General features: G+C 68.0%; 38 protein-coding genes. 3 read left to right on the plus strand and 35 right to left on the minus strand.

Annotated features, from left to right (window positions below; translation table 11 throughout):
• Positions 1-2: 2 nt before the first annotated feature.
• The 6 genes from rpsI to ACFRFH_RS01665 all read right to left on the minus strand — a co-directional run bounded on the left by rpsI (position 3) and on the right by ACFRFH_RS01665 (position 5229).
• Positions 3-503: a 30S ribosomal protein S9 gene (rpsI, locus tag ACFRFH_RS01640; RefSeq protein WP_382461283.1), complete on the minus strand. Its 501-nt coding sequence runs from the start codon at positions 501-503 to the stop codon at positions 3-5.
• Positions 504-552: 49 nt separating this feature from the next.
• Positions 553-999, minus strand: a complete 447-nt coding sequence (gene rplM / locus ACFRFH_RS01645) for a 50S ribosomal protein L13 (RefSeq protein WP_345834068.1) — start codon at positions 997-999, stop codon at positions 553-555.
• A gap of 205 nt (positions 1000-1204) precedes the next feature.
• Positions 1205-2071 carry a tRNA pseudouridine synthase A gene (locus ACFRFH_RS01650; RefSeq protein ID WP_382461284.1) on the minus strand — a complete coding sequence of 289 codons (867 nt, stop codon included), beginning with the start codon at positions 2069-2071 and terminating at the stop codon, positions 1205-1207.
• Between the two features lie 22 nt (positions 2072-2093).
• Entirely contained in the window at positions 2094-3143 is a 1050-nt protein-coding gene (locus ACFRFH_RS01655) for a GNAT family N-acetyltransferase (RefSeq protein ID WP_382461285.1), read from the minus strand.
• Positions 3144-3228: 85 nt separating this feature from the next.
• A complete protein-coding gene (locus ACFRFH_RS01660; protein ID WP_382461286.1) occupies positions 3229-4530 on the minus strand; it encodes an MFS transporter in 1302 nt (433 codons plus the stop codon).
• Positions 4531-4587: 57 nt separating this feature from the next.
• Positions 4588-5229 (minus strand): TetR/AcrR family transcriptional regulator, encoded by a 642-nt coding sequence (locus ACFRFH_RS01665; protein ID WP_382461287.1) that lies wholly within the window; start codon positions 5227-5229, stop codon positions 4588-4590.
• A 93-nt stretch (positions 5230-5322) separates the two neighbouring features.
• On the opposite strand from ACFRFH_RS01665, the gene ACFRFH_RS01670 reads away from it, so the two are divergent.
• Both ACFRFH_RS01670 and ACFRFH_RS01675 read left to right on the plus strand, forming a co-directional pair.
• Positions 5323-6216, plus strand: coding sequence for a shikimate dehydrogenase (locus ACFRFH_RS01670; protein WP_382461288.1), 894 nt, complete (start codon positions 5323-5325; stop codon positions 6214-6216).
• On the plus strand, positions 6216-7994 hold the full coding sequence (locus tag ACFRFH_RS01675) for a bifunctional sugar phosphate isomerase/epimerase/4-hydroxyphenylpyruvate dioxygenase family protein (protein ID WP_382461289.1): 1779 nt from the start codon (positions 6216-6218) through the stop codon (positions 7992-7994). The genes ACFRFH_RS01670 and ACFRFH_RS01675 overlap by 1 nt, the downstream gene beginning before the upstream one ends.
• Before the next feature lie 70 nt (positions 7995-8064).
• On the opposite strand, the gene rplQ is transcribed toward ACFRFH_RS01675, so the two are convergent.
• From rplQ to rpsJ, 29 genes are all read right to left on the minus strand, one after another.
• A complete protein-coding gene (gene rplQ, locus ACFRFH_RS01680) occupies positions 8065-8616 on the minus strand; it encodes a 50S ribosomal protein L17 (protein ID WP_382461290.1) in 552 nt (183 codons plus the stop codon).
• 50 nt (positions 8617-8666) lie between these two features.
• Positions 8667-9665, minus strand: coding sequence for a DNA-directed RNA polymerase subunit alpha (locus ACFRFH_RS01685; RefSeq protein WP_345834060.1), 999 nt, complete (start codon positions 9663-9665; stop codon positions 8667-8669).
• 118 nt (positions 9666-9783) lie between these two features.
• Positions 9784-10182: a 30S ribosomal protein S11 gene (rpsK, locus tag ACFRFH_RS01690; protein WP_018191944.1), complete on the minus strand. Its 399-nt coding sequence runs from the start codon at positions 10180-10182 to the stop codon at positions 9784-9786.
• A 29-nt stretch (positions 10183-10211) separates the two neighbouring features.
• The gene (gene rpsM / locus ACFRFH_RS01695; protein WP_055914002.1) at positions 10212-10586 is read right to left on the minus strand and encodes a 30S ribosomal protein S13; all 375 of its coding nucleotides are present in this window, start codon (positions 10584-10586) and stop codon (positions 10212-10214) included.
• A gap of 168 nt (positions 10587-10754) precedes the next feature.
• A complete protein-coding gene (rpmJ, locus tag ACFRFH_RS01700) occupies positions 10755-10868 on the minus strand; it encodes a 50S ribosomal protein L36 (protein ID WP_011186712.1) in 114 nt (37 codons plus the stop codon).
• Positions 10869-10947: 79 nt separating this feature from the next.
• Positions 10948-11169 (minus strand): translation initiation factor IF-1, encoded by a 222-nt coding sequence (infA, locus tag ACFRFH_RS01705; RefSeq protein WP_011186713.1) that lies wholly within the window; start codon positions 11167-11169, stop codon positions 10948-10950.
• Between the two features lie 168 nt (positions 11170-11337).
• Complete coding sequence (map, locus tag ACFRFH_RS01710; RefSeq protein ID WP_382461291.1) at positions 11338-12168, minus strand: type I methionyl aminopeptidase; 831 nt, start codon at positions 12166-12168, stop codon at positions 11338-11340.
• 6 nt (positions 12169-12174) lie between these two features.
• Complete coding sequence (locus ACFRFH_RS01715) at positions 12175-12783, minus strand: adenylate kinase (protein ID WP_382461292.1); 609 nt, start codon at positions 12781-12783, stop codon at positions 12175-12177.
• Positions 12780-14102 (minus strand): preprotein translocase subunit SecY, encoded by a 1323-nt coding sequence (gene secY / locus ACFRFH_RS01720; RefSeq protein ID WP_179605010.1) that lies wholly within the window; start codon positions 14100-14102, stop codon positions 12780-12782. Before secY ends, ACFRFH_RS01715 begins: the two co-directional genes overlap by 4 nt.
• An 80-nt stretch (positions 14103-14182) precedes the next feature.
• Positions 14183-14872, minus strand: a complete 690-nt coding sequence (gene rplO, locus ACFRFH_RS01725; RefSeq protein WP_382461293.1) for a 50S ribosomal protein L15 — start codon at positions 14870-14872, stop codon at positions 14183-14185.
• Positions 14872-15057, minus strand: coding sequence for a 50S ribosomal protein L30 (gene rpmD, locus ACFRFH_RS01730; protein WP_185276507.1), 186 nt, complete (start codon positions 15055-15057; stop codon positions 14872-14874). Before rpmD ends, rplO begins: the two co-directional genes overlap by 1 nt.
• Positions 15057-15776, minus strand: coding sequence for a 30S ribosomal protein S5 (gene rpsE / locus ACFRFH_RS01735; protein ID WP_055913991.1), 720 nt, complete (start codon positions 15774-15776; stop codon positions 15057-15059). The genes rpmD and rpsE overlap by 1 nt, the downstream gene beginning before the upstream one ends.
• Positions 15773-16144 carry a 50S ribosomal protein L18 gene (gene rplR, locus ACFRFH_RS01740; RefSeq protein WP_382461294.1) on the minus strand — a complete coding sequence of 124 codons (372 nt, stop codon included), beginning with the start codon at positions 16142-16144 and terminating at the stop codon, positions 15773-15775. The genes rpsE and rplR overlap by 4 nt, the downstream gene beginning before the upstream one ends.
• 2 nt (positions 16145-16146) lie before the next feature.
• Positions 16147-16683, minus strand: a complete 537-nt coding sequence (rplF, locus tag ACFRFH_RS01745) for a 50S ribosomal protein L6 (protein WP_382461295.1) — start codon at positions 16681-16683, stop codon at positions 16147-16149.
• A gap of 7 nt (positions 16684-16690) precedes the next feature.
• Entirely contained in the window at positions 16691-17089 is a 399-nt protein-coding gene (rpsH, locus tag ACFRFH_RS01750; protein WP_382461296.1) for a 30S ribosomal protein S8, read from the minus strand.
• Positions 17090-17200: 111 nt separating this feature from the next.
• On the minus strand, positions 17201-17788 hold the full coding sequence (gene rplE / locus ACFRFH_RS01755) for a 50S ribosomal protein L5 (protein ID WP_382461297.1): 588 nt from the start codon (positions 17786-17788) through the stop codon (positions 17201-17203).
• Positions 17788-18147 carry a 50S ribosomal protein L24 gene (rplX, locus tag ACFRFH_RS01760; protein ID WP_370054593.1) on the minus strand — a complete coding sequence of 120 codons (360 nt, stop codon included), beginning with the start codon at positions 18145-18147 and terminating at the stop codon, positions 17788-17790. Before rplX ends, rplE begins: the two co-directional genes overlap by 1 nt.
• Before the next feature lie 2 nt (positions 18148-18149).
• Positions 18150-18518: a 50S ribosomal protein L14 gene (rplN, locus tag ACFRFH_RS01765; protein ID WP_018191958.1), complete on the minus strand. Its 369-nt coding sequence runs from the start codon at positions 18516-18518 to the stop codon at positions 18150-18152.
• Entirely contained in the window at positions 18515-18820 is a 306-nt protein-coding gene (gene rpsQ / locus ACFRFH_RS01770) for a 30S ribosomal protein S17 (RefSeq protein WP_018191959.1), read from the minus strand. The genes rplN and rpsQ overlap by 4 nt, the downstream gene beginning before the upstream one ends.
• Positions 18820-19152 (minus strand): 50S ribosomal protein L29, encoded by a 333-nt coding sequence (gene rpmC / locus ACFRFH_RS01775; RefSeq protein ID WP_370054595.1) that lies wholly within the window; start codon positions 19150-19152, stop codon positions 18820-18822. Before rpmC ends, rpsQ begins: the two co-directional genes overlap by 1 nt.
• A complete protein-coding gene (gene rplP, locus ACFRFH_RS01780) occupies positions 19152-19571 on the minus strand; it encodes a 50S ribosomal protein L16 (protein ID WP_370054596.1) in 420 nt (139 codons plus the stop codon). The genes rpmC and rplP overlap by 1 nt, the downstream gene beginning before the upstream one ends.
• 2 nt (positions 19572-19573) lie before the next feature.
• Entirely contained in the window at positions 19574-20353 is a 780-nt protein-coding gene (gene rpsC / locus ACFRFH_RS01785; RefSeq protein ID WP_382461298.1) for a 30S ribosomal protein S3, read from the minus strand.
• Positions 20353-20745, minus strand: a complete 393-nt coding sequence (gene rplV, locus ACFRFH_RS01790; RefSeq protein WP_345834049.1) for a 50S ribosomal protein L22 — start codon at positions 20743-20745, stop codon at positions 20353-20355. Before rplV ends, rpsC begins: the two co-directional genes overlap by 1 nt.
• 24 nt (positions 20746-20769) lie before the next feature.
• Entirely contained in the window at positions 20770-21051 is a 282-nt protein-coding gene (gene rpsS / locus ACFRFH_RS01795; protein ID WP_018191964.1) for a 30S ribosomal protein S19, read from the minus strand.
• Between the two features lie 12 nt (positions 21052-21063).
• A complete protein-coding gene (rplB, locus tag ACFRFH_RS01800; protein WP_345834048.1) occupies positions 21064-21903 on the minus strand; it encodes a 50S ribosomal protein L2 in 840 nt (279 codons plus the stop codon).
• A gap of 24 nt (positions 21904-21927) precedes the next feature.
• The gene (rplW, locus tag ACFRFH_RS01805) at positions 21928-22227 is read right to left on the minus strand and encodes a 50S ribosomal protein L23 (protein WP_382461299.1); all 300 of its coding nucleotides are present in this window, start codon (positions 22225-22227) and stop codon (positions 21928-21930) included.
• Positions 22227-22877: a 50S ribosomal protein L4 gene (gene rplD / locus ACFRFH_RS01810; protein ID WP_382461300.1), complete on the minus strand. Its 651-nt coding sequence runs from the start codon at positions 22875-22877 to the stop codon at positions 22227-22229. The genes rplW and rplD overlap by 1 nt, the downstream gene beginning before the upstream one ends.
• A 4-nt stretch (positions 22878-22881) precedes the next feature.
• Positions 22882-23541, minus strand: coding sequence for a 50S ribosomal protein L3 (rplC, locus tag ACFRFH_RS01815; RefSeq protein WP_055913953.1), 660 nt, complete (start codon positions 23539-23541; stop codon positions 22882-22884).
• 14 nt (positions 23542-23555) lie between these two features.
• Positions 23556-23864 (minus strand): 30S ribosomal protein S10, encoded by a 309-nt coding sequence (rpsJ, locus tag ACFRFH_RS01820; protein ID WP_005050520.1) that lies wholly within the window; start codon positions 23862-23864, stop codon positions 23556-23558.
• A 454-nt stretch (positions 23865-24318) separates the two neighbouring features.
• Here rpsJ and ACFRFH_RS01825 point away from each other — a divergent pair, with 454 nt between their 5' ends.
• The gene (locus ACFRFH_RS01825; protein WP_382461301.1) at positions 24319-25269 is read left to right on the plus strand and encodes a hypothetical protein; all 951 of its coding nucleotides are present in this window, start codon (positions 24319-24321) and stop codon (positions 25267-25269) included.
• Positions 25270-25305: the final 36 nt, after the last annotated feature.

Here is a 25305-nt window from a genome sequence, read left to right on the forward strand (position 1 = left end):
CGTCAACGCTTGGAGAACTGCGACGCCTTGCGGGCCTTCTTGAGACCGGCCTTCTTGCGCTCGGTGACGCGGGCGTCACGGGTGAGGAAGCCGGCCTTCTTGAGGGTCGGACGGTTGTTCTCGCGGTCGATCTCGTTCAGCGCGCGGGCGATGGCGAGGCGCAGCGCGCCGGCCTGACCCGACGGGCCGCCGCCGGTGATGCGGGCGACGACGTCGTACGAACCGATGAGGTCGAGGATCTTGAACGGGTCGGTGATGAGCTGCTGGTGCAGCTTGTTCGGGAAGTAGTCCGCGAATTCACGCCCGTTGACCGTGATGGTGCCGGAGCCGGGGACCAGGCGCGCACGCGCGATGGCCTCCTTGCGGCGGCCGACGGCTGCGCCGGGCACGGAGAGGACGGGACGCGGCGCGGCCGGGGCCGCGCTCTCGGGGGTCTCGGTCGAGTAGGACTCGACGTTCTCGGCAACCTGGGCCGAGTCGATGCTGTCTGCGATCTTCGCCACGATGGTGATAATCCTTTGTCTTTAAGTCAGTCGTGAAGGTCTGGATCGCTTACTGGGCGACCTGGCCGAGCGTGTACTGCTTCGGCTGCTGGGCGGCGTGCGGGTGCTCGCTTCCGGTGTAGACCTTCAGCTTGCGGAGCTGGGCGCGGCCCAGGGAGGTCTTCGGCAGCATGCCGCGGACGGCCTTCTCGACGGCGCGGACCGGGTTCTTCTCGAGGAGCTCCGAGTACGTGGTGGCCTTGAGGCCGCCCGGGTAGCCCGAGTGACGGTAGGCCTTCTTCTGAGCCGCCTTCTGGCCGGTGAGGGCCACCTTGTCGGCGTTCACGATGATGACGAAGTCGCCCATGTCCATGTGGGGGGCGAAGGTCGCCTTGTGCTTGCCGCGCAGGAGGGCGGCGGTGTGGCTGGCGAGACGGCCGAGCACGACATCGGTCGCGTCGATGACGACCCAGTCGCGCTGGATCTCGTCTGCCTTCGGGGAATAAGTGCGCGTCACAGTAGTGGCTGCTTTCTGTATCGAACGGAGGAGTTCGTGAATCCCGCTCCGATGGGGGTTCTCGTCTCGATGAGACGGGAACCGGGGCCGGTGGAGGGCTCACGTTCGTGTGTCGCACCGCAGTGAGGCGCGGACACCAAGGGTCAATACTACGCGACACGCCCGGAAGGGGTCAAACCGGGGCGGTTTCCCTTGCTGCGGTGGGTCAGAGCGACCGCAGGCCCCGCGTCTGCTCCGCCCGCAGCGCGAGCTCCGCGTCCTCCGGGTAGCCGACCTCCATCAGCGTCAGCCCACGCGCCGGCATCACCTTGAACGCGTTGGTGCGCGCGCGCCCGTCCCGCAGCTCGACCAGGTCGCCTGGCGTCAGATCCCCGTCGCCCACCGCGACGCACCCGCCGACGAGCGCGCGGACCATGCTGTGGCAGAACGCATCGGCCACGACCTCCCCCACCAGCACGCCGTCCGCGTCCCGTGTCCAGGCGAAGTCGAGCAGCGTGCGGATCGTGGTCGCGCCCTCCCGCGCCTTGCAGTAGCTGGCAAAGTCGTGGAGGCCGAGCAGGCCGTGCGCGGCCAGGTCCATCGCGTCGGCGTCGAGGTCCGCCGAGACCCAGGCCGTCCGGTGCCGCTGCAGCGGATCGCGGAGCGACGCACGGTCGGCGACCCGGTACTCGTAGCGCCGCCAGAGCGCGGAGAAGCGCGCGTCGAACCCGGGAGGTGCCACGCTCGCACGGAGCACCACGGCGTCCGCCACCGGCCCGAGGATGCCGTTGAGCCGCCGGGCCAGCGCGTCGGGCGCGTCGAGCGGAGGCCGCTTGCCGTGCGGTTTGCGCAGGATCGCCACCTGTTCGGGGCCGAGGTCGACGTGCGCCACCTGCGCGCGCGCATGGACTCCGGCGTCGGTGCGGCCGGCGACCGTCAGCGTGGGAGGATCGCCCGCGCGACGGAAGATGGTCGCGAGTGCATCCTCCAGCGCGCCCTGCACGGTCCGCAGGCCCGGCTGCCGGCCCCAGCCGTTGAAGTCGGTGCCCTGGTAGGCGATGTCGAGCCGGAATCGGGTCGCCTCGTCGGTCATCCCTCGATTCTAGGGAAACCGCTCAGTACTCACGGACGAGCGCGGTCTCGCCGAACGTCGTGACGAACCCCATCCCCGTGTAGAGGCTGTCGGCGCCGGTCGGGCTGGCGGCGTCCACGTCGAGCACGGCCTTCTGCCAGCCGCGGCGCGCGCTCGCGGCGAGCACCGCTCCGAGCAGCGCCGGCGCGATGCGGCGGCCGCGGTGCGCCCGGGTGACCGCGACCGTCGAGATGTAGGGGCCGGAGAAGCCCTGGCCCGGCCAATCGTCCTCGTTCACGTCGCTCAGGACCACGCCGGCCACCTCGTCAGCTCCTGTCGAGGTCGGGGCCAGCGCCACGAAGGACACCTCCGGAGCGAACGTCCCGCCGATCAGCGACCCCCACTGCTCGTCGCTCAGCGGCTGGCTCCCCCAGTGGTCCAGGAAGGCCTCGTCCCGCGCCGCGTGGACGGCGTCGGCGAGGTCGCTCGTGTAGGGAACGATCCGCACGGCCTCGGTCGGTGTCACCTCCGGGATGGGCTCGGCCAGGTCGCGCTCCATCGTGTGGAACCAGCGGACCGCGGTGAAGCCCGCAGCCGCCAGCAGCCGCTCCCGATCGGGCGCGCGCCGGTCGGCATAGCCCACCAGCCAGCCCGGCAGCGCCGCGTCGATCGCGGCGAGGTTCTGCTCGCCGCGCGCCCGCTGCCAGGCGAGCAGCTCGCGGCCGATGCCCTTCCCTCTGTGCTCGGGATGGACGGCGCCGTTCATGAACTCGCGCACCAGTGAGATCTGCCGCGGCGGCTCCAGCACCGAGCCGACCGCCAGGATCGCGCCGTCGTGGCCGACGGCCACGAGGGTGTCCCGTTCGACGTCGACGAAGCTGAAGGCCAGCTCGTCCGTCAGCTCCTCGCGCGTGGTGAGATAGTTCGGGTGATCGACCGCGTCGCTCGCGCGCAGTACGGCGAGCGCCGCGTCCACGTCGCCGTCCGCGATCGGCCGCCACTCGGCGACCAGCGGATGCCGTGGCCGGTACGTCGGCGGCGCCTCCACGCGCTCGCTCAGTCCCCTGACAGCACTCTCCCCATCCCCAGACATCCCCCCACCCTAACGCCCCCGAAACGTGAGTAGTCGCGGAAATCCCCGGGGTGATTTCCGCAACGACTCACGTTTCGGTGGAGGGTCAGCGGCGGCCGAGGTCGGCGGTGGGGGTCCGCGCGGTCTCCCGTGCCGTCAGCGCCGCGAGCGTCACGACCACGGCGATCACCGCGGTGAAGACCGAGATGACGATCCAGCCGTCCGGCCCGGTGCCTCCCATCGCCGTGACGATGGAGGGCGCGAAGCCCGCCATCAGGAAGCCGAGCTGGGTGCCGATCGCGACGCCGGAGAAACGCACCTCGCGCGGGAACATCTCGTTGTAGAACGACGGCCAGACCGCGTTCGCCGCCGCGTACCCGCAGGAGAACACCGCAACCGCCAGCAGGAAGGTGACCCAGACCTCCGAGCCGGACATCGAGCGCAGGTAGAACGGCATCAGCACCGCGCTCGCGAGCGCGCCGTAGATGAACACGGGCTTGCGGCCGATCCGGTCGGCGAGCATCCCGAACAGCGGCTGCGTGGCGAGCGCGACGATGTTCGCCACCACGACCAGCCAGAGCGTCACCGACGCGTCCAGGCCGGCGTCCGTCCCGTAGGCGATCGCCAGGTTGCCGAACACCGTCGACACCGCGGCGATCATCGCGAGGAACACCACGCGCAGCACGTCCCGCCAGTGCGAGCGGAGCAGCCCGACCAGCGGCAGCTTCTCGATCTCGCCGCCCTCGGCCGCGCTGACGAACTCCGGCGACTCCGGCAGCGACCGGCGAACGACGAACGCGACGACGACCACCACGGCCGACAGCCAGAACGGGATGCGCCAGCCCACGGAGTAGAGCACGTCCTCCGGCAGCGCCATGATCGGGATGAACGCGATGGCCGCGAGCACCTGGCCGCCCTGCGTTCCGGTCAGCGTCCACGAGGTGAAGAACGCGCGCCGGGCGTCCGGCGCGTGCTCCAGCGTCATGGAGCTCGCCCCGGCCTGCTCCCCCGCGGCGGACAGCCCCTGGAGCAGCCGGCAGAGCACCAGCAGCACGGGGGCGAGCCAGCCGACGGTCTCGAAGGTCGGCAGGCAGCCGATGGCGAACGTGGAGAACCCCATCAGCGCGAGCGTGAAGACCAGCACCTTCCTGCGGCCGATCCGGTCGCCGAAGTGGCCGAGGACCACCGCGCCCACCGGACGCGCCACGTAGGCGAAGCCGAAGGTCGCGAACGACATCACGCGCGCGGTGGTGTCGGCGTCGGGGAAGAAGATGTGCGGGAAGATCAGGGCGGCGGCCGACCCGAAGATGAAGAAGTCGTAATACTCGACGGCCGAGCCGAGGAATCCGGCGAAGGCCGCGCGCACCGGTGTCCGGGTACGCGTGGGGGATGGAGCGACGGTGGTCATCGTCGACACTCGTTTCTTTCGTAGCTGTTTCGATCCGCCGGGCGCACCCGGCCGGGATCAACGGTCCGCGGTGAGGAGCGCGACGATCATGTCGCCGAGCATCCGCCGGTAGTGGTCGGCGCGCGACTGGTTCAGCAGATCGCGGCCGAAGAGGTACCCGAAGGTGTGGCGGTTGGCCACCGGGAACACGCAGAAGGAGCTGATCGCCATGTGCACGTCCGTGGCGTCGATGTCGTCGCGGAACACACCCGCGGCGCGGCCACGCCTCAACACCTCATCGATCAGCTCGAGCGCCGGGAGCGCCAGGCTCTCCGGCTCGCCCACCTCGCGCAGGAACGCGGCGCGGTGGATGTTCTCGATCGCCACGAGCCGCACGAAGTCCTGGCGGCTGGTGTGGTGGTCGAAAGTGCGTTCGGCGATGACACGGATGGCCTCCACCGGCTCGAGACCGGAGACGTCGAGCTGCTGCTCGTACCCGCGCATCTCGGCGTAGGCGGCCTCCAGCACGCTCACGTAGAGCTGCTCCTTGCCGCCGAAGTAGTAGTAGATCATCCGCTTCGTCGTGGACATCCGGCGCGCGATCTCGTCCACGCGGGCGCCGGAGTAACCGCGGTCGGCGAACTCCTGGGTCGCGACGGCGAGGATCTCGGCGCGCGTACGCTCCGCGTCGCGGATCCGCTCGTGATCCAGCCGTGCCATCCCGCCTCCTCGCTAATGAACTATCTGGTACGTTAAGAAACCTCGCGGCGCTTGTCAAGCGGCGCGGCGCCGCACGATGGTCGAGGAGGACGCATGAGCGTGGTCGGAGAGTCGTACCTGGTCGGGCTCCTGGGCGAGGGCGTGCTGCCCTCGCTGACCCCTCCGCTGCACGAGCGGGAGGCCGAGGAGCAGGGGCTGCGCTACCTCTACCGGCCCATCGACCTTATGGCGGTCGACACCGACGGCGACCTCGACGCGACGATCGGCAGGGTCCTGGACGCCGCCGCCCTGCTCGGTTTCGACGCCCTCAACATCACCCACCCCTGCAAGCAGCGCGTCCTCGCCCACCTCGACGAGGTCACGGACTCGGCGGCGGCGATCGGCTCGGTCAACACCGTGCTGCTCACGGACGGCCGGCGCGTCGGCCACAACACCGACGTCACCGGTTTCGCCTCCGCGCTCCGCGACGGCCTCCCCGGCGCCGACCTCGGCCACGTCGTCGTCATCGGCGCGGGCGGGGCCGGGGCCGCCGTCTGCGCCGCGCTGCTGGAGGCCGGCGCCTCCCGGCTCACGGTCGCCGACATCGACGCCGAGCGCGCCGCCGCGCTGGCCGCCTCCCTCGGGCCGCGGGTCCCGGCCGCGTCGGCCTCCGGCGTCTCCTCGGACGCCCTGCCTGCGCTGCTGAGCGACGCGGCGAGCGACGTCACCGGACTGGTCAACGCCAGCTTCGTCGGCATGCACACGCACCCCGGCATCCCACTCGACCCCGGGCTGCTCCGGCCGGACCTCTGGGTGGCGGACGTCGTCTACCGGCCCGTCGACACCGAGCTCCTCCGTGCGGCACGGGAGGCCGGCTGCCGCACGCTCGACGGCGGCGGAATGGCCGTCGGCCAGGCCGCGGACGCGTTCCGGCTCATCACCGGCGCCGAGCCCGACCGGGAGCGGATGCGCGCCCACTTCGCCGCGATGATCCGCGAGGGCCGCTGATGCGCACCTCCATCGCGACGGTGTGCCTCTCCGGGACCCTCGTCGACAAGCTGCACGCCATCGCCGACGCCGGCTTCGACGCCGTCGAGGTCTTCGAGCCCGACCTGATCGCCGCACCGCAGTCGCCGGAGGAGGTGCGCGCGCTGTGCGACCGGCTCGGCCTGCGGATCGCGCTCTACCAGCCGTTCCGCGACGCCGAGGGCGTGACCGAGCCCGAGTTCGCGCAGGTGCTGCGCCGGGCCGAGGCAAAGTTCGTGCTTATGGACCGGCTCGGCGTCGACACGGTGCTCGTCTGCAGCAACGTGGCCACGGCCTCGATCGACGACGACGCGGTCTCCGCGGCGCAGCTCGCCCGCCTCGCCGACCGCGCGGATGCACACGGCAAGCGCCTTGCGTTCGAGGCCCTGGCCTGGGCACGATACATCGACGACTACCGGCGAGCGTGGCGCATCGTGGAGCGCGCCGACCATCGCGCGGTCGGCGTCTGCCTGGACAGCTTCCACATCCTCTCCCGGGGCCACGACCCCGCGGACATCGAACGGATCCCCGGCGACAGGATCTTCTTCGTCCAGCTCGCCGACGCCCCGCTGCTGTCGATGGATGTGCTCTCGTGGAGCCGGCACCACCGCCTGTTCCCCGGCGAGGGCGGCTTCGACCTCCCGGCGTTCGTCGGCCACACCCTCCGTGCCGGTTACACCGGTCCGCTGTCGCTGGAGGTGTTCAACGACGTCTTCCGGCAGACCGATCCGGCTCGGACCGCCCGTCACGCTCGCCGATCGCTGACCGTGCTGGAGGACGCGCTCGAGAGCGGCGCGGCCCGTCCTGCGGCCGAGCCCCGCGAGCTCGACCAGGTGGAGGTCAAGGCGCACGACACCGACGCCGTCGCCGCCGTGCTGGAGCGGATCGGCTTCGCACCGCGCGGCCGCCACGTCACGAAGCCGGCCTGGCTCTACACCGCCGGCGAGGCCAGGATCGTGCTCAACGAGCACAACGCCGCGGGCCGAGACCCGCACGTCGCCGGTTTCGGCATCCGGACGGACTGGCCGGAGGAGGCCGCCGCACGGGCGGAGCACCTCGGGGCGCAGCGCGCTCACCGCCGCGTGCTCGCCGGGGAGGCCGACCTCCCGGCCGTGCTCGCGCCCGACGGCACCGAGATCCTGATCAGCGGCCCGGAGAGCAGCCCGGCCTGGCCGAGCGAGTTCGCCGGCGGACGCGGCACGCCCGACCCTGCGATCCGCGGCATCGACCACGTCAACCTCACCGAGCCCGCCGCCGACATCGAGGAGGCCGTGCTCTTCTACGGCACGGCGCTCGGCCTCGCCCGCGATTCATCCGCGGAGCTGGCCGGCCCGGCCGGCCTGGTCCGCAGCCAGGTGCTCCGCTCGGCCGACGGAGCCGTGCGTCTCGCCCTCAACGTCGTGCCGCCGTTCGCCGAGCGCGCTGCGGCGTCCCGGCACGCCCAGCACGTCGCCATCGCGTGCGACGACCTCCCGGCGCTGATCGGCCGCGCGCGTGCGCGCGGCCTGCGCACCGTACCGGTCTCGGCGAACTACTATGACGACCTCGCCGCTCGTCTCGAGCTGCCCGATACCGACCTGGAGCGGCTCCAGCACGCCGGCCTCCTCTACGACCGCGACGCATCGGGCGAGTACCTGCACTGCTACACGGAGACGGTCGGCTCCGTGTTCTTCGAGCTGGTCGAACGGCGCGGTCGCTACGACGGCTTCGGCGCCGCGAACACGCCGGTGCGGCTCACCGCGCAGCACAGCACCGCCTGACCATCGGCACCGCAACGCGAAACGCCCCGCATCCGAACGGATGCGGGGCGTTACGACAGGATGCGGAAGGTCAGGCCTTCTCGGCCTCCGCCTCGGCGGTGGTCTCCTCGGCGTCGCCGGTGGCCTCCTCGACGACCTCGGCCTCAGCGGCGGCTGTCTCCTCGGACGTGGTGTCCTCGGCGGCCTCGTCCTCGACGGCCGGCTCCTCGACCGGAGCGGCCTTCGGCGCAGCGGCCTTCTTGGTCGCCTTGGCCTTCGGGGCGACGGGCTCGAGCACGAGCTCGATCTGCGCCATCGGCGCGTTGTCGCCCTTGCGGTAGCCGAGCTTCGTGATGCGGGTGTAGCCGCCCTCGCGCTCCGCGACCAGCGGCGCGATCTCGGTGAAGAGCTCGTGCACGACGGACTTGTCGCCGATGAGCGCGAGAACGCGACGGCGGGCGTGCAGGTCGCCGCGCTTCGCGAACGTGATCAGACGCTCAGCGTAGGGACGCAGGCGCTTGGCCTTGGTCTCGGTCGTCTTGATGCTCTTGTGCGTGAACAGCGCAGCAGCCAGGTTGGCGAGCATGAGGCGCTCGTGCGCGGGGCCGCCTCCGAGGCGGGGGCCCTTGGTGGGCTTAGGCATGATCGGTTATCTCCAGTAGTGAAAAAGTCGAAGGCTTCGCTGACGCGGCCTCAGATGGTGGTGGACTCGTCCTCGTCGTACCCGCTGTAGAAGTGGGCGCCGTCGAACCCGGGGACCGAGTCCTTCAGCGACAGGCCCATCTCGGTCAGCTTGTCCTTGACCTCATCCACCGACTTCTGACCGAAGTTGCGGATGTTCATGAGCTGCGTCTCCGACAGCGAGACGAGCTCGCTGACGGTGTTGATGCCCTCGCGCTTGAGGCAGTTGTACGACCGGACCGACAGGTCCAGGTCCTCGATCGGCATCGACAGCTCGGAGCTGAGCACCTGGTCGACCGGCGCGGGGCCGATCTCGATGCCCTCGGCCGCGCTGTTGAGCTCGCGGGCCAGGCCGAACAGCTCGGTCAGCGTGCGGCCGGCGGACGCGATGGCGTCGCGCGGGCTGATCGCCGGCTTGGTCTCGACGTCGACCACGAGGCGGTCGAAGTCGGTGCGCTCGCCGGCACGGGTGGCCTCGACGCGGTAGGTGACCTTGAGGACCGGGGAGTAGATCGAGTCGATCGGGATCTGGCCCGCCTCGCTGTACTCGTTGCGGTTCTGCTGAGCCGAGACGTAGCCGCGGCCGCGCTCGATGGTGAGCTCGACCTCGAACTTCGCCTTGTCGTTCAGGGTGGCGATGACCAGCTCGGGGTTGTGGATCTCCACGCCCGCCGGAGCCGAGATGTCGGCCGCGGTGACCTGGCCGGAGCCGGTCTTGCGGAGGTAGGCGGTGATCGGCTCGTCGTGCTCGCTGGAGACGACCAGGCCCTTGATGTTCAGGATGATCTCGGTGACATCCTCCTTGACACCCGGGACGGTGCTGAACTCGTGCAGCACGCCGTCGATGCGGATGCTGGTCACGGCGGCGCCCGGGATGGAGGAGAGCAGGGTGCGGCGGAGCGAGTTGCCGAGCGTGTAGCCGAAGCCCGGCTCGAGCGGCTCGATGACGAACCGCGAGCGGAACTCGGAGATGTTCTCTTCGGTGAGCGTAGGACGCTGTGCAATGAGCACTATTGATTCCTTTCGGCTGAGTGTCCGCTATATGACACTCGCGTGAGTGAGGTGGGGTTCGTCACGCCGTCAGGCGGCGGTCCTGGAGGACCGCCGCCTGGGCGGACGTGGAAGAGAACTAGACGCGGCGACGCTTCGGCGGGCGGCAGCCGTTGTGCGCCTGCGGGGTGACGTCGTTGATCGAGCCCACCTCGAGGCCGGCGGCCTGGAGCGAGCGGATCGCGGTCTCGCGGCCCGAGCCCGGGCCCTTGACGAAGACGTCGACCTTCTTCATCCCGTGCTCCTGCGCCTGGCGGGCGGCCGACTCGGCTGCCAGCTGCGCGGCGAACGGGGTGGACTTGCGCGAGCCCTTGAAGCCAACTCCACCGGAGGACGCCCACGAGATGACCGCACCGGTGGTGTCGGTGATCGAGACGATGGTGTTGTTGAAGGTGCTCTTGATGTGGGCCTGGCCCACAGCGATGTTCTTCTTTTCCTTCTTGCGCGGCTTGCGAGCGGCCGACTTGGGTGCTGCCATGATATTTCTCCTTCAGTCCTGGTGTCGGCCTAGCGAGCCTTCTTCTTACCGGCGACGGTACGCTTCGGGCCCTTGCGGGTACGCGCGTTCGTCTTGGTTCGCTGGCCGCGGACCGGGAGGCCCTTGCGGTGGCGGATGCCCTCGTAGCTGCCGATCTCGACCTTGCGGCGGATGTCGGCGGCGACCTCGCGGCGGAGGTCACCCTCGACCTTGAAGTTGCCTTCGATGTAGTCGCGAAGTGCGACGAGCTGGTCGTCGGTCAGATCCTTGACGCGGATGTCGCCCGAGATCTCGGTCTCGCGAAGGGTCTGCAGCGCACGAGTGCGCCCGACGCCGTAGATGTAGGTGAGTGCGACCTCCACGCGCTTCTCGCGCGGGATGTCGACGCCTGCTAGACGTGCCATGTTGTGGCTTCTCCTGTGATGAGTGGAGGTCTTCAGCGGTCCCGGTGCCCCGGCCTCCTCCGAGGGTGTCCCCCGCCTCCACGCTGGATGGAGACGGGTTCTGGGATCGCTTCGCCTGTTTAGTTGTTAGTTACTGTCAGTTGAGTCGTGCTGGTACTGCTGCTGCGATCAGCCCTGGCGCTGCTTGTGGCGCGGGTTCTCGCAGATGACCATGACCCGGCCGTTGCGACGGATGACCTTGCACTTGTCGCAGATCTTCTTGACGGAGGGGTTGACCTTCATTGTGCTGTTACCTTTGTTCGCTGTCCTCGTACCTCGCCAGGGGCTACCCGGTGGCGTGGCCGTTACTTACAGCAGTCCGTTACTTGTAGCGGTAGACGATCCGGCCGCGGGTCAGATCGTAGGGGCTCAGCTCCACGATCACGCGGTCCTCGGGGAGGATGCGGATGTAGTGCTGACGCATCTTGCCGGAGATGTGGGCAAGAACCTTGTGACCGTTCGTGAGCTCCACGCGGAACATCGCGTTGGGGAGCGCCTCGATCACAGATCCTTCGATCTCGATGACACCGTCTTTCTTGGCCATAGCCTCACTGTCGCTATTAGTAGTGGTTTGCTGGTCGTGCGTTGACTGGTGCCGGACATGCAGAAAGCACGCCTAAGACACCAAGGATCAATCTTATGGGATACCGGCGCATTTCGCCAATTCTGGTCTATCATCTGCGCCCGCTCTGAGCGAACAGTCGCGGAACGACTACGGGATCGGCGTCGGCGTGATCCCGAACGGCGCGAGCCCCGCGGCCCCGCCGTCGACCGCCGTGAGCACCCAGATGCCGCCGGCGTGCACGGCGACGCTGTGCTCCCAGTGCGCCGCAGCCGAGCCGTCCTCCGTGGCGACGGTCCAACCGTCGTCCTTCACGTACGTGTCCTGGTCCCCCAGCACCACCATCGGCTCGATGGCGACCACGAGACCCGGACGGACCTCGGGGCCTTTGGAGCGCACCCGGTAGTTGAACACCGGCGGCTCCTCGTGCATCCGGCGGCCGATGCCGTGCCCGATGTAGTCGGTGAGGATGCCGTAGTCGCCCTGCGACATGATGTGGTCCTCGACCGCCTCGCCCACCTCGTTGAGGTGACGGGCGGTCGCGAGCCGGGCGATGCCGTGCCAGAGCGACTGCTCGGTGACCTCGGAGAGCTTCTGCCGCTCGGCGACGCGCTCGGGATGCGCCGGGTCGGGCAGCACGAACGTGCGCGCCGCGTCCCCGTTCCAGCCCTCCTGGATGGCGCCGCTGTCGACCGACAGGATGTCGCCGGGCTGCAGGATGCGAGCCCCGGGGATGCCGTGCACGACCTCGTCGTTGACCGACGCGCAGATCGTGTGGTGGTACCCGGCCTCCAGCTGGAAGTTCGACCTTCCACCCGCTGCCTCGATCGCGGCCTCGGCGATCCGGTCGAGCTCGAGGGTGGAGACCCCGGCGGCGACCGCCGCCGCGACGGCGTCGAGGGACGCCGCGGTCGCCCGTCCCGGCGCGACCATCAGTCGGAGCTGGGCGGGCGACTTGTAGATCGACCGTCTCAGTGCCATCGGAAGCTAGGCGACCGGCTCGCCGGCGCCCTCGAGCGGGAGGATGCCGCGCTCGGCCAGAGCCGAACGGATGCGGGCGGCGACGTCGTCCATCCCGCCGAGGCCGTCCACCTCGACGAGCAGACCGCGCTCGCGGTACACGTCGATCAGCGGGGACGTCTCGCGCAGGTAGACCTCCTGGCGGTGCCGGATGGCCTCCTCGGAGTCATCGGCGCGGCCCTGCTCCTGCGCGCGCTTGGTGAGGCGCGCGACGATCTCGTCCTGGTCGGCGACGAGCTGGATCACCGCGGCGAGCTCCTGGCCCTTCGAGGCCAGCAGGTCGTCGAGGTACTTCACCTGCTCGAGCGTGCGCGGGTAGCCGTCGAGGAGGAAGCCGTCCTTCGCGTCGTCCTCGTTCAGCCGGTCGGTGACGAGCTGGTTGGTGAGGCTGTCCGGAACGTAGTCGCCCGCGTCGACGATCGCCTTGACCTGCTGGCCGAGCGGGGTCTCGTTCTTGATGTTGGCCCGGAAGATGTCGCCCGTCGAGATGTCGGGGATCCCGTACACGGAGGTGATGCGGGAGGCCTGAGTGCCCTTGCCCGCTCCGGGAGGTCCGACGATCAACATACGGGTCAACGCAGAAGCCCTTCGTAGTGCCGCTGCTGAAGCTGCGAGTCGATCTGCTTGACCGTCTCGAGTCCGACACCGACGATGATGAGGATGGACGTGCCGCCGAACATGAAGTTCTGGCTGGCGCCGAGCAATGCGAACGCTATCAGCGGGATCAGGGCGATGATGCCGAGGTAGATCGAGCCGGGCAGCGTCACGCGGGTCAGCACGTAGTCGAGGTACTCGGCGGTGGGGCGGCCCGCGCGGATACCGGGGATGAAGCCGCCGTACTTCTTCATGTTGTCCGCGACCTCCTCCGGGTTGAACGTGATGGCCACGTAGAAGTACGTGAAGCCCACGATCAGGAGGAAGTAGAGCAGCATGTAGAGCGGGTGGTCGCCCTTGGTCAGGTAGTTCGTGATCCAGGTCACCCAGGGCGCAGGGGCCTTGCCGGCCGCGGGCTGGTTGAACTGGGCGATCAGCGCGGGCAGGTACAGCAGCGACGACGCGAAGATGACGGGCACGACGCCGGCCATGTTCACCTTGATCGGGATGTACGTGTTGTTGCCGCCGTAGGTGCGCCGGCCGACCATCCGTTTGGCGTACTGCACCGGGATGCGGCGCTGCGACTGCTCGACGAAGACGACCGCGGCGACGATCAGCAGACCGATCGCAATCACCACCAGCATCACCTCGATGCTCTGCGACTGGCCGATGGCCCAGAGGGAGCTCGGGAACTGCGCGGCGATCGAGGTGAAGATCAGGAGCGACATGCCGTTGCCGATGCCGCGCTCGGTGACGAGCTCGCCCATCCACATGATGAGGCCGGTGCCGGCGGTCATCGTGATGACCATGAGCATGATGGCGTACCAGGAGTCATCCGTGATCAGCTGCGTGCACTGCGAGACCGCCGTGGTGCCGAAGAGCGCGCCGGAGCGGGCGACGGTGATGAGGGTCGTCGACTGGAGGACGCCCAGCGCGATCGTGAGATAACGCGTGTACTGCGTGAGCTTCGCCTGGCCGGCCTGGCCCTCCTTGTAGAGGGTCTCGAAGCGCGGGATGACCACGCGCAGCAGCTGCACGATGATCGACGCGGTGATGTACGGCATGATGCCGAGCGCGAAGATCGAGAGTTTGAGGAGAGCGCCACCCGAGAACAGGTTGACCAGGGAGTAGAGCCCCGAGGTGTCCTGGTTGGCGTTCAGACAGGTCTGCACGTTGGCGAAGTCGACGAACGGCGCAGGGATGAAGGAGCCCAGCCGGAACAGGGCGATGATCCCCAGCGTGAAGAAGATCTTCCGGCGGAGGTCCGGGGTGCGGAAGATCCGCGCGACGGCGCTAAACAAAAGTGCGTCCTGCTTTCCTGTAAGAGTCAGTCGGGTGACCGGAGCTTTCCGGCCACCCGACTGCGCTGCTTTACGGGCGGCTACTTGACGGAGCCACCAGCGGCGACGATCTTCGTCTCGGCAGAGCCGGAGACCTTGTCGACCGCAACGTTCAGCTTAACCGCAATGTCCCCGTTACCGAGAACCTTGACCTTCTCGTTCTTGCGAACGGCGCCCTTGGCGACGAGGTCGGCGATGGTGACATCGCCACCGGCCGGGTACAGCTCGGCCAGCTTCTCGAGGTTGACCACCTGGTACTCGACGCGGAACGGGTTCTTGAACCCGCGCAGCTTCGGCGAACGCATGTGGAACGGGAGCTGACCGCCCTGGAAGCCGGGGCGGACCTGGTAGCGGGCCTTGGTGCCCTTCGTGCCACGGCCCGCGGTCTTGCCCTTGGAACCCTCACCGCGTCCGACGCGGGTCTTGTCCTTCTTGGCGCCCGCGGCGGGACGGAGGTGGTGCACCTTGAGGACCTGCTCGCGGGGGGCCGCGACGTCCTTCTTGGCCGGGGCCTTCTTCGCCGAGGCGGAGACGGTCTCGTCCTTGGTGGAGGCGGCGGCCTTGTCGGCAGCGGCCTTCGCCGGAGCCTTCTTGGCCGGAGCCTTCTTCTCGGCGGCCGGCTTGGCGGCAGCCTTCTCGGCGGCCGGCTTCGCGGCAGCCTTGGTGGTGGTGCTCTTCTTGGCCGCCGGCTTCTCGGCAGCGGCCTCAGTGGTCGGCTTGTCGTCAGCCATTAGTCGATCTCCTCAACCTTCACCAGGTGAGCGACGGTGTTGACGTACCCGCGGTTCTGCGGGGTGTCCTCGCGGACGGTGACGTCACCGATTCGCTTCAGTCCCAGACTGCGCAGCGTGTCGCGCTGGTACTGCTTCTCGCTCACTTTCGACTTGATCTGCGTGATCTTCAGGCGCGCGGCCATCAGGCACCTACCTTCTCTGCCTTCTTGGCGGCAGCAGCGGCCTCAGCCGCCTCGGCCTCGGCACGCAGCAGGCGCGCGGGCGCGACCTGGTCGTAGTCGAGACCACGGCGAGCTGCGACGGCACGGGGCTCCTCGAGCTGCTTCAGCGCCTCGACGGTCGCGTGCACGATGTTGATCGTGTTGGACGAACCGAGCGACTTGCTCAGCACGTCGTGGATGCCGGCGCACTCCAGGACGGCGCGCACCGGGCCACCGGCGATAACACCGGTACCGGCGGCGGCCGGACGCAGGAGGACGACGCCGGCAGCGGCCTCACCCTGCACCGGGTGCGGGATGGTGACGCCGACGCGCGGGACGCGGAAGAAGTTCTTCTTCGCCTCCTCGACGCCCTTCGAGATCGCCAGCGGCACCTCGCGGGCCTTGCCGTAGCCGACGCCCACCAGGCCGTTGCCGTCTCCGACGACCACGAGAGCGGTGAAGCTGAAGCGACGACCACCCTTCACGACCTTGGAGACGCGGTTGATGGTGACGACGCGCTCCAGGAACTGGCTCTTGTCGGCGTCCCGGCTGCCGCGATCGCGGTTGGGGTTGCGCTCCCGGCCACCGCGGCGCGGCTCGCGCTCACGGTTGTTGTCGGTCGACGCAGCGGTCTCGACCGGCTGCGCGGTCTCCGTTACCTCAGCGGCCACGGTCTGCTCCTTGTTGTTCTCGTCGCTCACAGGTTCAGCCCACCTTCACGAGCGCCTTCGGCGACGGCCGCAACGCGACCGGCGTACTTGCTGCCGCCACGGTCGAAGACCACGGCCTCGACACCGGCGCTCTTCGCGCGCTCGGCGACGAGCTCGCCCACCTTGCGGGCCTTGGCGGTCTTGTCACCGTCGAAGCCGCGCAGGTCGGTCTCCATGGTCGACGCGGAAGCCAGCGTGTGGCCCTTGGCGTCGTCGATGACCTGCACGAAGACGTGGCGGGCCGAACGGGTGACGACCAGGCGAGGACGGACCTCGGTGCCCACGACCTTCTTGCGAAGTCGGGTGTGACGACGGCCGCGAGCGGCTGCCTTGCTCTTTCCTCTGGTACCCAGAGCCATGATTACTTACCAGCCTTTCCGGCCTTGCGACGAACGACCTCGCCGGCGTAACGCACACCCTTGCCCTTGTACGGCTCGGGCTTGCGGATCTTGCGGATGTTCGCAGCGACCTCGCCAACAGCCTGCTTGTCGATCCCGCTCACGGTCACCTTGTTGTTGCCCTCGACCGTGAAGGTGATGCCGGCCGGCGGCTCGACGTTGACCGGGTGCGAGAAGCCGAGCGCGAACTCGACGCCCGCGCCCTTCTGGGCCACGCGGTAACCGGTGCCGACGATCTCAAGGCCCTTGGAGTAGCCCTCGGTGACGCCGATGATGTTGTTGTTGATGAGCGTGCGGGTGAGGCCGTGGAGCGAGCGCGAAGAGCGCTCGTCGTCCGGACGGGTGACCAGGACCTGGCCCTCCTCCAGCTTTGCCTCGATGGGGCTCGCGACGACGAGCGAGAGCTCGCCCTTCGGGCCCTTGACGGTGACGGTCTGGCCGTCGATCTTCACATCGACCCCAGCGGGGATCTCGATGGGCAGTCTTCCGATACGCGACATGGCGGTGTCACCACACGTAGGCGAGGACTTCCCCACCCACGCCCTTCTTCTCAGCCTGGCGGTCCGTGAGGAGCCCCGAGGAGGTGGACAGGATGGCGACACCGAGGCCGCCGAGGACCTTGGGGAGCTCCGTCGACTTCGCGTAGACGCGGAGGCCGGGCTTGGAGACTCGCTTGATGCCGGCGATGGAACGCTCACGGTTCGGACCGAACTTGAGGTTGAGCGTCAGGGTCTGGCCGACACGGGCGTCGGTGACCTCCCAGCCGGAGATGTAGCCCTCGGAGGTGAGGATCTCGGCGATGTGGGACTTGAGCTTGGAGTGCGGCATCGACACGGTGTCGTGGTGCGCCGAGTTCGCGTTGCGCAGTCTGGTCAGCATGTCTGCGACCGGATCTGTCATCGTCATTGCGGTTTTCCTTTGTTCACCAGGTTTCGTACAGCCGTTACACGACTGACGACCTGTGGTGGAAGTGGGCCGGCCGGGTGGCCGGCCCACAAAGAGACAAGACTACTAGGTCTAGTTGCTCGCCTCGTTCGAACGGAACGGGAAGCCGAGCTGCTTGAGCAGCGCGCGGCCCTCGTCGTCGTTCTTGGCAGTGGTCACGACCGTGATGTCCATACCGCGGACACGGTCGATCCGGTCCTGGTTGATCTCGTGGAACATCGACTGCTCCGTGAGACCGAACGTGTAGTTGCCGTTGCCGTCGAACTGCTTTTCGCTCAGGCCGCGGAAGTCCCGGATACGGGGCAGCGCGAGCGAGAGCAGACGGTCGAGGAACTCCCACATGCGGTCGCCGCGCAGCGTGACGTGCGCGCCGATCGGCTGGCCCTCGCGCAGCTTGAACTGCGCGATGGACTTGCGGGCCTTGGTGACCTGCGGCTTCTGGCCGGTGATCAGGGTGAGGTCGTTGATCGCACCGTCGATCACCTTGCCGTCACGAGCAGCCTCGCCGACACCCATGTTGACCACGATCTTCACGAGACCGGGCACCTGGTGCACGTTCGTGAAGCCGAAGTCGCCCTTGAGCTGAGCGGAGATCTCGGTCTTGTACTTCTGCTTCAGGCGAGGCTGGATTTTGCCAGCACTCGTTGCAGTGTCCGTCATTACAGGTCCTTACCAGACTTCTTGGCGTAACGAACGCGGACCGTCTTGGTGACGCCGTCCTTCGTAACGGTCTCGTTGCGGAAGCCGACGCGGGTCGGCTTCTTGGTCTCGGGGTCGACGAGCGCCACGTTGGAGACGTGGATGGAAGCCTCGTGCGTCTCGATGCCGCCGGTCTTCGTGCCACGCTGCGTCTGACCGACGCGGACGTGCTTGGTCACGAAGTTGACGCCCTCGACGATCACGCGGTTCTTCTCCACGAGGACCTCGATGACACGACCCTGCTTGCCGCGGTCACCACCGCGGGCCTGCGAGCGGCCCGTGATGACCTGGACCAGGTCGCCCTTCTTGATGTTCGCCATGGTTACAGCACCTCCGGGGCCAGCGAGATGATCTTCATGAACTTCTTGTCGCGAAGCTCACGGCCGACCGGGCCGAAGATGCGGGTACCGCGGGGGTCACCGTCGTTCTTCAGGATCACGGCGGCGTTCTCGTCGAACTTGATGTAGGAGCCGTCCGGGCGGCGGGTGTTCTTCCGCACGCGCACGACGACGGCCTTGACGACATCGCCCTTCTTGACGTTGCCGCCGGGGATCGCGTCCTTGACCGTGGCGACGATGACGTCACCCAGGCCGGCGTAACGACGGCTGGAACCGCCGAGGACACGGATGGCGAGAAGCTCCTTGGCGCCGGTGTTGTCGGCGACCTTGAGTCGGGATTCCTGCTGAATCACTTGGCCTTCTCCAGAATCTCAACCAGGCGCCACCGTTTGGAGGCGCTCAGCGGACGGGTCTCGTTGATGAGAACGAGGTCGCCGATGCCGGCGGTGTTGTTCTCGTCGTGCGCCTTCACCTTGGAGGTGCGGCGGATGACCTTGCCGTACAGGGGGTGCTTCACGCGGTCCTCGACCTCGACGACGATGGTCTTGTCCATCTTGTCGCTGACGACGTACCCGCGACGGGCCTTGCGGTAACCACGGACGAGGGCCTCGTCGGCCGCCGACTCCGCGGCCGCAGCCTTGGTGGTCTCAGCCATTACTTGGCCTCCTCAGTCTCGGTCTCGGCGACCTCGGGGGCCTCAGCGGCCTCCTTCTTCGCCTTGCTCTTCTTCTCTGCCTTGGCGGGCGTCACGTCGGCCGGGGCCGGGGTCGCCCGGATCCCGAGCTCGCGCTCGCGGATCACGGTGTAGATACGAGCGATGTCGCGCTTGACCGCACGCAGGCGGCCGTGGCTCTCGAGCTGACCGGTGGCCGACTGGAAGCGCAGGTTGAACAGCTCTTCCTTGGCCTTCTTCAGCTCGTCGATCAGACGCTCGTCTTCAAAGGTGTCGAGCTCGCTGGGAGCGAGCTCCTTGGTGCCGATCGCCATTACGCGTCGCCCTCCTCGCGCTTGATGATGCGTGCCTTGAGGGGCAGCTTGTGGATTGCACGGGTCATTGCCTCACGAGCGAGTTCCTCGGAGACGCCGGAGACCTCGAAGAGGACCCGACCCGGCTTGACGTTCGCGACCCACCACTCGGGAGAACCCTTACCGGAACCCATTCGGGTCTCGGCCGGCTTCTTCGTGAGCGGACGGTCCGGGTAGATGTTGATCCACACCTTGCCGCCACGCTTGATGTGACGCGTCATGGCGATACGAGCGGACTCGATCTGACGGTTGGTCACGTAAGCGGGGGTCAGGGCCTGGATGCCGTACTCGCCGAAGGAGACCTTCGTGCCACCGGTCGCCTGGCCGCTACGGCCGGGGTGGTGCTGCTTGCGGTGCTTGACTCTGCGTGGGATCAACATGGTTATGCCTCAACTCCTGCTGCGGCCGGCGCGGTCTCGACGGCGGGGGCGTTGCCCCGGCCACCGCCGCGACGCGGACCACGGTCACGGTCGTTGCGCTCGCGCGACGGCTTCTGGTTGGCCTGCTCGCGGGCAAGCTCCTTGTTCGTGATGTCGCCCTTGTAGATCCACACCTTGACACCGATGCGACCGAAGGTGGTCTTGGCCTCGTAGAAGCCGTAGTCGATGTTGGCGCGGAGCGTGTGCAGCGGCACACGACCCTCGCGGTAGAACTCCGAGCGGGACATCTCGGCGCCGCCGAGGCGGCCCGACACCTGGATGCGGACACCCTTGGCGCCGGCGCGCTGAGCGCCCTGCAGGCCCTTGCGCATCGCGCGGCGGAAGGCCACGCGGGCGGCGAGCTGCTCGGCGATGCCCTGGGCGACGAGCTGAGCGTCGGCCTCGGGGTTCTTGACCTCGAGGATGTTCAGCTGGATCTGCTTGCCCGAGAGCTTCTCGAGGTCGGCGCGGATGCGCTCGGCCTCGGCGCCACGACGACCGATCACGATGCCCGGACGGGCGGTGTGGATGTCGACGCGGACGCGGTCGCGGGTGCGCTCGATCTCGATGCGGGACACGCCCGCGCGGTCGAGCGAGGTCTTCAGCAGCGTGCGGATCTTGACGTCCTCAGCGAGGTAGTCGCTGTAACGCTGACCCTTCTTCGTGCTGTCGGAGAACCAGCGCGACACATGGTCGGTCGTGATCCCCAGACGGAAGCCGTACGGGTTGACTTTCTGGCCCATTACTTGCTCGCCTTCTTCGTAGCGTTCGCAACCTCAGCCTCGTCCGGCGTCGCGAGGACGATCGTGATGTGGCTGGTGCGCTTGTTGATCCGGAAGGCCCGACCCTGTGCGCGCGGCTGGAACCGCTTGAGCGTGGTGCCCTCGTCCACGAAGGCCTTGCTCACGTACAGGTCCTGCTCGTCCAGGTAGGTGTTGCTCTGGTCGGCCTTGACGCGCGCATTGGCGATCGCCGAGGCGACGAGCTTGTAGACCGGCTCGCTCGCGCTCTGCGGGGCGAACTTCAGGATGGCCAGGGCCTCCTGGGCCTGCTTGCCGCGGATCAGGTTGACGACGCGGCGGGCCTTCATGGGGGTGACGCGGATGTGACGCACGCGTGCGATCGACTCCACCATTTCTCTCCTCCTTACGCCACCGCGTTAGCGGCGGCGACCCTTCTTGTCGTCCTTCACGTGACCACGGAAGGTGCGGGTGGGCGCGAACTCGCCCAGCTTGTGACCGACCATGGTCTCGGTGACGAACACCGGGATGTGCTTGCGACCGTCGTGCACCGCGATGGTGTGACCCAGCATGGCCGGGACGATCATCGAGCGGCGCGACCAGGTCTTGATCACGTTCTTGCTGTTGGCCTCGTTAGCGGCGACCACCTTGCGAAACAGGTGCTCGTCGACGAAGGGGCCCTTCTTGAGACTGCGTGGCATCTTCTCGAACTCCTACTTACGCTTCTTGCCGGCGTTACGACGGCGGACGATGAGCTTGTCGCTTTCCTTGTTGGGGTGGCGCGTGCGGCCTTCCTTCTGACCCCACGGGCTGACCGGGTGGCGACCACCGGAGGTCTTGCCCTCACCACCACCGTGCGGGTGGTCGATCGGGTTCATGGCGACACCGCGGACGGTCGGGCGGACGCCCTTCCAGCGCATGCGGCCGGCCTTGCCCCAGTTGATGTTCGACTGCTCGGCGTTGCCGACCTCGCCGATCGTCGCGCGGCAGCGGACGTCGACGTTGCGGACCTCGCCCGAGGGCAGGCGCAGCTGGGCGTAGGGGCCGTCCTTCGCGACGAGACGCACCGAGGCACCGGCGGAGCGGGCCATCTTGGCGCCCCCACCCGGCTTCAGCTCGATGGCGTGCACGACGGTACCGGTCGGGATGTTGCGCAGCGGCAGGTTGTTGCCCGGCTTGATGTCCGAGCCGGCGCCCGACTCGACCACGTCGCCCTGCTTCAGCCCGGCCGGAGCCAGGATGTAGCGCTTGGTGCCGTCCACGAAGTGGAGCAGCGCGATGCGCGCGGTGCGGTTGGGGTCGTACTCGATGTGCGCGACCTTGGCGTTGACGCCGTCCTTGTCGTTGCGACGGAAGTCGATCACGCGGTACTGGCGCTTGTGGCCACCACCGATGTGACGGGTCGTGATGCGGCCCTGGTTGTTGCGGCCACCGGTCTTCGACAGCGGACGGAGAAGGGACTTCTCCGGCGTCGAGCGGGTGATCTCGGCGAAGTCGGCGACCGAGGAGCCGCGACGACCGGGGGTCGTGGGCTTGTAATTACGAATAGCCATGTCTGTCTTCCTCTAGTCCTTCGCTTAGCCGACGGCCGTGAAGATGTCGATGGAACCGGACTTCAGCGTGACGATGGCACGCTTGGTGTCCTTGCGCTTGCCGGTGCCGAACTTGGTGCGGCGGGTCTTGCCCTGACGGTTCAGGGTGTTGATCGACGCGACCTCGACCTTGAAGATCGACTCGATGGCGAGCTTGATCTCGGTCTTGTTCGAACGCGGGTCGACGACGAAGGTGTACTTGCCCTCGTCGATCAGGCCGTAGCTCTTCTCGGAGACGACCGGGGCGATGATGATGTCGCGCGGGTCCTTGTTGACGGCGGCCATTACGCGTTCACCTCTTCCTTCTTGGTCTTGGACGAGATGAAGCCCTCGAGCGCGGCCTGCGAGAAGACGATGTCGTCGCTCACCAGGACGTCGTAGGCGTTCAGCTGGTCGTAGGTCAGCACATGCACGGACGGGACGTTGCGCACGCTCTTGAAAGCGAGCTCGTCGTCGCGCTCCAGCACCACGAGGACGTGGCGGGAGGTCGCGACGCCGTTGAGCAGCTCCACGACGGCCTTGGTCGAGGGGACCTCGCCGGTCGTGAACGCCTGCACGGCATGGATGCGGCTGCCGCGGGCGCGGTCCGAGAGGGCGCCGAGCAGAGCAGCGGCGATCATCTTCTTCGGGGTGCGCTGCGAGTAGTCGCGCGGGTTCGGTCCGTGGACGACGCCACCGCCGGTCATCTGAGGAGCGCGGATCGAGCCCTGACGAGCGCGACCGGTGCCCTTCTGCTTGAACGGCTTGCGGCCGGCGCCGGAGACCTCGCCACGACCCTTGGTCTTGTGGGTGCCCTGGCGCGCCGCGGCGAGCTGAGCGGTCACGACCTGGTGGATCAGCGGGATGTTGGTCTGGACGTCGAACAGGGAGTCCGGAAGCTCGATGGAGCCGGCCTTCTTGCCCTTGAGGTCGACGACGTCAATCGAGGTAGCCATCTACTTAGGCCCCCTTCACTGCGTTGCGGACGAAAACGATGCGGCCACGAGCGCCGGGGACGGCGCCCTTGACGAGCAGCAGGCCCTTCTCGGCGTCGACGGCCTGGACCTTGAGGTTCAGGACGGTCACGCGCTCGCCACCCATGCGACCGGCCATGCGCATGCCCTTGAAGACACGGCTCGGGGTCGAGGAGGCGCCGATGGAGCCCGGCTTGCGGTGGTTGCGGTGCGCACCGTGCGAGGCGGAGACGCCCTTGAAGTTGTGGCGCTTCATGACACCGGCGAAGCCCTTGCCCTTGGAGGTGCCGACGACGTCGACCAGCTGGCCGGCTTCGAAGGTGGCGTCCACGGTGAGCTCCTGGCCGGCCGAGTACTCGGCGGCGTCAGCGGTGCGGACCTCGGTGAGGTGGCGGCGCGGCGTGACGCCCGCCTTGTCGAAGTGGCCGGCGGCCGGCTTGTTGACCTTGCGCGGGTCGATCTGGCCGTACGCGATCTGGACGGCGTTGTAGCCGTCGACCTCGGGGGTGCGGACCTGGGTCACGACGTTCGGCGTGATCTCGATGACAGTCACCGGGATGAGCTTGTTGTTCTCGTCCCAGACCTGGGTCATGCCGAGCTTCTTGCCCAGGAGGCCCTTGGAGGTCTTGGTGTCGATGTTGGACATAGCGGCACTCCCCCTTAGAGCTTGATCTCGATGTTGACGTCGGCGGGCAGGTCGAGACGCATGAGCGAGTCGACGGCCTTCGGCGTCGGGTCGATGATGTCGATCAGCCGCTTGTGCGTGCGCATCTCGAAGTGCTCGCGGCTGTCCTTGTACTTGTGGGGCGAACGGATGACGCACACCACGTTCTTCTCGGTGGGAAGCGGCACCGGGCCGACGACGGTTGCGCCTGCACGGGTCACCGTGTCGACGATCTTGCGCGCCGAGGTGTCGATGACCTCGTGGTCATACGACTTAAGCCGAATGCGGATCTTCTGTCCCGCCATGTCTGACTCTCTCTCTTGTTATGGCGTCGTACGAGACGGCTCTTACGAACCGCGCTCGCATTGGACGCAGTGCGACGTACGCGTGGGAAACGCCACTATTCTTCTGTCAACTCACGCACGCCTCGAGGCACAGAGAAATCCCTGCTTTTCGAAGATGTCGATTGTGAGCATGTCCTGCTACCTGCGGCCTAACCCCTCGACCGCCGATCCGAAGACTCTCGCGGTGGGCTATGCACTGCCTGGCAGTGATCCGTTCGGAGCGCACGTCAGCGCGCTCGTTCCGAAATGTTGAACCAGACAAGTTTGCCAGATCCGGAGCGATGCTGCAACCCGGGCGTGTCGCGGGTGGTCGGCAGCGGTCTGAACTTCCTCCACAGCCGCGCCAGAACGCCGTGTTCTCCCCAGATTTCCGCCGTCCCGCCCGTCGCCGGCCGGCCCTCGCCAGGCTGGACCCATGACAGCACTCCACGACACCACCAGCACCCCCACCCGGCTCCACCGGCTGCACCTGCGCGCGGTCGAGCCCGGGCGCCACGCGACCCTCCGGCAGGTCGGCAGGAGGCGGTCGCGGAGGGAGCAGCTCGAGCGGCTGCACCTGTTCGCCGCGATGCGGGCGAGGCCTCCTGTGTTCGCGTACTGGTCGGCGGCGATCATTCACGGGCTCCCCTTGCTCAACGTTCCCCCCGCGACCATTCATATCGTCGCCGCAGGACCCGCTGAGAGCGCCGCTCACGGGATCGTGACGCATCGAGGGACGGCCGGGGCGGCGCCCGTGCACGCACACGGGCTCAACGCGACGTCGGTCGCCGAGACGGTGGCGGCGCTGGCAGGGCGGACGTCGTTCGTCGAGGGCGTGGTGCTCGCCGACCACGCCTTGCATGCGGGCGCGTTCGGGGATCGGGTCCCGCTCGCGACCTGTGCCGAGCTGGTCGACGCCGCCGGAGCGCTGACCGATCCGGAGGAGCGGCGGCGCGCACTCGCAGTCGCGTGGTTTGCGGACGGGCGTGCCGAGTCGCCGCTCGAGTCGGTCAGCCGGGCGACTATGGCGCTGGCCGGGGCTCCCCCACCCGAGTTGCAGCTCCGCGTGCAGGACCTGTTCGGTGTGATCGCCCGGCTCGACTTCTGCTGGCCCGGGCTCGGGATCGCCGGCGAGGCGGACGGGGCGGAGAAGCTGCAGCATCCGGCGTTCCGACGATTCACCGAGGTGCGGGAGGAGCTCGCGGCGCGAGCGGAGCGCGAGAGACGGATCGAGTCCGCCGGGCTCCGGGTCATCCGCTGGCGCTGGGCCACGGGACGGCGCGTCGATCTGATGCGGGAGTTCCTGATCCGGGAGGGCGTCCCGCTCGATCCGCGGGGCCGGCTGGCTGAGCTGGGGCTGGACCCGGGATCTGGCCCGTCCCCGTGACGCGGAAAACGGGACCGGCGTTCGCCGGTCCCGCTC

The organism is Leifsonia sp. NPDC056824 (assembly GCF_042789575.1).
In the GTDB taxonomy this organism is placed as follows: domain Bacteria; phylum Actinomycetota; class Actinomycetes; order Actinomycetales; family Microbacteriaceae; genus Leifsonia.

Coding starts and splice junctions, on each gene's coding strand:
- ACFRFH_RS01650 (WP_382461284.1), bottom strand. CDS start 2,071: ATGACCGACGAGGCGACCCGATTCCGGCTCGACATCGCCTACCAGGGC.
- ACFRFH_RS01655 (WP_382461285.1), bottom strand. CDS start 3,143: ATGTCTGGGGATGGGGAGAGTGCTGTCAGGGGACTGAGCGAGCGCGTG.
- ACFRFH_RS01660 (WP_382461286.1), bottom strand. CDS start 4,530: ATGACCACCGTCGCTCCATCCCCCACGCGTACCCGGACACCGGTGCGC.
- ACFRFH_RS01665 (WP_382461287.1), bottom strand. CDS start 5,229: ATGGCACGGCTGGATCACGAGCGGATCCGCGACGCGGAGCGTACGCGC.
- ACFRFH_RS01670 (WP_382461288.1), top strand. CDS start 5,323: ATGAGCGTGGTCGGAGAGTCGTACCTGGTCGGGCTCCTGGGCGAGGGC.
- ACFRFH_RS01675 (WP_382461289.1), top strand. CDS start 6,216: ATGCGCACCTCCATCGCGACGGTGTGCCTCTCCGGGACCCTCGTCGAC.
- rplQ (WP_382461290.1), bottom strand. CDS start 8,616: ATGCCTAAGCCCACCAAGGGCCCCCGCCTCGGAGGCGGCCCCGCGCAC.
- rpsK (WP_018191944.1), bottom strand. CDS start 10,182: ATGGCAGCACCCAAGTCGGCCGCTCGCAAGCCGCGCAAGAAGGAAAAG.
- rpsM (WP_055914002.1), bottom strand. CDS start 10,586: ATGGCACGTCTAGCAGGCGTCGACATCCCGCGCGAGAAGCGCGTGGAG.
- rpmJ (WP_011186712.1), bottom strand. CDS start 10,868: ATGAAGGTCAACCCCTCCGTCAAGAAGATCTGCGACAAGTGCAAGGTC.
- infA (WP_011186713.1), bottom strand. CDS start 11,169: ATGGCCAAGAAAGACGGTGTCATCGAGATCGAAGGATCTGTGATCGAG.
- map (WP_382461291.1), bottom strand. CDS start 12,168: ATGGCACTGAGACGGTCGATCTACAAGTCGCCCGCCCAGCTCCGACTG.
- rplO (WP_382461293.1), bottom strand. CDS start 14,872: ATGGCTGACGACAAGCCGACCACTGAGGCCGCTGCCGAGAAGCCGGCG.
- rpmD (WP_185276507.1), bottom strand. CDS start 15,057: ATGGCCGCGCGCCTGAAGATCACGCAGATCAAGTCGAAAGTGAGCGAG.
- rplR (WP_382461294.1), bottom strand. CDS start 16,144: ATGGCTCTGGGTACCAGAGGAAAGAGCAAGGCAGCCGCTCGCGGCCGT.
- rplF (WP_382461295.1), bottom strand. CDS start 16,683: ATGTCGCGTATCGGAAGACTGCCCATCGAGATCCCCGCTGGGGTCGAT.
- rpsH (WP_382461296.1), bottom strand. CDS start 17,089: ATGACGATGACAGATCCGGTCGCAGACATGCTGACCAGACTGCGCAAC.
- rplE (WP_382461297.1), bottom strand. CDS start 17,788: ATGACGGACACTGCAACGAGTGCTGGCAAAATCCAGCCTCGCCTGAAG.
- rplX (WP_370054593.1), bottom strand. CDS start 18,147: ATGGCGAACATCAAGAAGGGCGACCTGGTCCAGGTCATCACGGGCCGC.
- rpsQ (WP_018191959.1), bottom strand. CDS start 18,820: ATGGCTGAGACCACCAAGGCTGCGGCCGCGGAGTCGGCGGCCGACGAG.
- rpmC (WP_370054595.1), bottom strand. CDS start 19,152: ATGGCGATCGGCACCAAGGAGCTCGCTCCCAGCGAGCTCGACACCTTT.
- rplP (WP_370054596.1), bottom strand. CDS start 19,571: ATGTTGATCCCACGCAGAGTCAAGCACCGCAAGCAGCACCACCCCGGC.
- rpsC (WP_382461298.1), bottom strand. CDS start 20,353: ATGGGCCAGAAAGTCAACCCGTACGGCTTCCGTCTGGGGATCACGACC.
- rplV (WP_345834049.1), bottom strand. CDS start 20,745: ATGGTGGAGTCGATCGCACGCGTGCGTCACATCCGCGTCACCCCCATG.
- rpsS (WP_018191964.1), bottom strand. CDS start 21,051: ATGCCACGCAGTCTCAAGAAGGGCCCCTTCGTCGACGAGCACCTGTTT.
- rplB (WP_345834048.1), bottom strand. CDS start 21,903: ATGGCTATTCGTAATTACAAGCCCACGACCCCCGGTCGTCGCGGCTCC.
- rplW (WP_382461299.1), bottom strand. CDS start 22,227: ATGGCCGCCGTCAACAAGGACCCGCGCGACATCATCATCGCCCCGGTC.
- rplD (WP_382461300.1), bottom strand. CDS start 22,877: ATGGCTACCTCGATTGACGTCGTCGACCTCAAGGGCAAGAAGGCCGGC.
- rplC (WP_055913953.1), bottom strand. CDS start 23,541: ATGTCCAACATCGACACCAAGACCTCCAAGGGCCTCCTGGGCAAGAAG.
- rpsJ (WP_005050520.1), bottom strand. CDS start 23,864: ATGGCGGGACAGAAGATCCGCATTCGGCTTAAGTCGTATGACCACGAG.
- ACFRFH_RS01825 (WP_382461301.1), top strand. CDS start 24,319: ATGACAGCACTCCACGACACCACCAGCACCCCCACCCGGCTCCACCGG.